This is a genomic window from Nocardiopsis sp. CC223A (assembly GCF_030766825.1).
Classification (GTDB): Bacteria; Actinomycetota; Actinomycetes; order Streptosporangiales; family Streptosporangiaceae; genus Nocardiopsis.
The window spans coordinates 1-2,714 of the sequence record NZ_JASFDV010000165.1 but is presented as its reverse complement, the minus strand read 5'-3'; the positions used below and the strand labels follow the sequence as shown (position 1 = coordinate 2,714).

General features: G+C 74.8%; 3 protein-coding genes. All 3 read left to right on the top strand.

Annotated elements, in window-relative coordinates; genetic code table 11:
* On the top strand, positions 1–650 hold a 650-nt coding region (locus QJS33_RS31135; protein ID WP_306371648.1), incomplete at its 5' end, for a YdcF family protein.
* A gap of 51 nt (positions 651–701) precedes the next feature.
* Complete coding sequence (locus tag QJS33_RS31130; RefSeq protein ID WP_306371647.1) at positions 702–1,958, top strand: deoxyguanosinetriphosphate triphosphohydrolase; 1,257 nt, start codon at positions 702–704, stop codon at positions 1,956–1,958.
* Positions 1,959–2,150: 192 nt separating this feature from the next.
* The coding region (locus QJS33_RS31125; RefSeq protein ID WP_306371646.1) for a LacI family DNA-binding transcriptional regulator at positions 2,151–2,714 on the top strand (564 nt) is incomplete at its 3' end.

Sequence of the window (2,714 nt, the reverse complement as noted above, 5' to 3'; positions counted from 1 at the left end):
GCCCCCGGCCCGCCCCCCGCCCCCGCAGGAGGCGCCGCCTGCGCCTGCGCTGGATCATCACCGCGCTCCTGCTCACCGCCCTGGCCCTGCCCCCCGCCACCTGGGGCTGGGTCTGGTACACCGCCCGCCAGGACGACCGCGCCGTCACCGACGCCATCGTCGTGCTCGGCGCCAGCCAGTACAACGGCGTCCCCTCGCCCGTCTTCGAGGCCCGCCTGCGCCACGCCCAGGTCCTCTACCTCGACGGTGTGGCCCCCATGATCGTCACCGTCGGCGGCAAGCTGCCCGGCGACAACTACACCGAGGCCGCCGCGGGCCGCAACTGGCTCATCGAGGTCGGCATCCCCGCCGACCGGATCATCGCCGTGGAAGAGGGCAGCGACACCCTCCAGAGCGTCCGGGCCGTCTCCGAGGTCTTCGCCGACAACGACTGGGACGAGGCCACCCTCGTCTCCGACCCGTGGCACAGCCTGCGTTCCAAGGTGATGGCCTCCGACCACGGCATCGACTCCGGGACCTCGCCCTCGCGCTCGGGCCCCGCCGTCATCGAACGACGCACCCAGCTCTGGTACATCACCAGGGAGACCGCCTCCCTCTGGTACTACTGGATCTTCAACGACAGCAGCGACATCCGCGTCAATGCGGCCTGAGCAGGGCCGATGACGCGTTTCGTCCCTGTCGGGAAGTAGGCTCGCAGACCTATGCACACCACCGCGGGCGCCGAGGGCGCCGTCACCGGCTACACCGACCACGACACCCGGAGACGCACCCGGGAGAACCGCAAGAACCGGGCCCGGGGCCCCTTCGAACGCGACCGGGCCCGGGTCCTGCACAGCTCCGCGCTGCGCCGCCTGGCCGCCAAGACCCAGGTGGTCCGGCTCGGAGTGAGCGACTTCCCGCGCACCCGCCTCACCCACTCCCTGGAGTGCGCCCAGATCGGCCGGGAACTCGGCAACTCCCTGGGCTGCGACCCCGACCTCGTCGAGGCCGCCTGCCTCTCCCACGACCTGGGCCACCCGCCCTTCGGCCACAACGGGGAGCGCGCACTGGACGAGGCCGCCGCCGACTGCGGCGGGTTCGAGGGCAACGCCCAGAGCCTGCGCCTGCTCGTGCGCCTGGAGGGCAAGGTCATCGATCCCGACGGCACCAGCGCCGGGCTCAACCTCACCCGCGCCACCCTCGACGCCACCGTCAAGTACCCCTGGCGCCGCGGCGAGGGCGGCGACACCCACAAGTTCAACTGCTACCCCGACGACATCGACGTCTTCGCCTGGCTGCGCGAGGGCGCCCCCGCCGGGCGAACCTGCTTCGAGGCCCAGGTGATGGACTGGTCCGACGACGTCGCCTACTCCGTCCACGACGTCGAGGACGCCCTGCACGCCGGGCTGGTCTCCATGGCCGCCCTGCGCAGCCCCACCGAACGCGCCGAGGTCGTGCGCATCGCCGCCGAACGCTACTGCGACACCGCCGACACCGCCGAACTCGACGACGTCTACGCCGACCTGCTCGCCGCCCCCGTCTGGCCCGCCGAGTTCACCGGCGACCTCGCCTCGCTGGCCGGGCTCAAGAACCTCACCAGCGAACTCATCGGCCGGTTCTGCCGGGCCGCCGAGCAGGCCACCCGCGCCGCCCACGGCCCCGGCCGCCTCACCCGCTACGGCGCCACCCTCATCGTGCCCCGCCGCGCCCTCCTGGAATGCGCCCTGCTCAAGGCCGTGGCCGCCCACTTCGTCATGGCCCGCGAGGAGGCCCTGGCCTACCAGGCCCGCGAACGCCTGCTCATCACCGAACTCGTCGACGCCCTGTGGAAGAACGCGCCCCAGGCCCTGGAGCCCCAGTTCCGCGACGCCTTCACCGGCGCCCCCGACGACGCCGCGGCCCTGCGCGCCGTCATCGACCAGGTCGCCTCCCTCACCGACACCTCCGCCATCGCCCTGCACGACGGCCTGACCTCCTGAACGGCCCCCGGCCGCCGGGACTCAGACCCCCTTGACGCGCCCGCCGGGCGCCGCGCACACTGCTCTGCACGAACAGGTCGCGGCCGCGCGCCCCGCGCGCCCCCGCGGGCGCCCCCGGCGCCGGACACCCCGACGAAGCGGCGACCGGAGAGGGCGCACCCCCCATTGCCCGCACGGAGCGGCACCCCCGGCATGATCGACGTCGCGCGCCTGGCCGGCGTCTCGCACCAGACCGTCTCGCGCGTGGTCAACGGACACCCCGGCGTGCGACCCGAGACCGCCGAGCGGGTCCGCGCCGCCATCGCGCACCTGGGCTACCGGCCCAACGCCACCGCCCGCGCCCTGGTCACCCGGCGCAGCGGCCTCATCGGCGCACTCCTCGTCCCCGGCGCCGACACCGACCTGCTGCTCGCCGGGATCGAGGCGGCCGTGCGCGCCGCCGGGCGCACCCTCCTCGTCACGGCGGTGGCCCCCGACGCCCCCACCGCCGTGGAACGGCTCCTGGACCGGGTTGTCGACGGGTACCTGGCCGTCGCCCCCACCCCGGCCCTGCTCGCCGTCCTGGGCGGCCTCACCGACCCGCCGCCCACCGTCGTCGTCGACGGCCCCGCCACCCCCCTGGGGCCCGCGGTGGCCCCCGACCACCGCGGCGCCGCCCGCCTACTCACCCGCCACCTGCTCGGCCTGGGCCACCGCACCGTGCACCACGTCGCCGGGGTCCCCGGCTCCCACGGCGCCGCCGAACGCGAAGCGGGC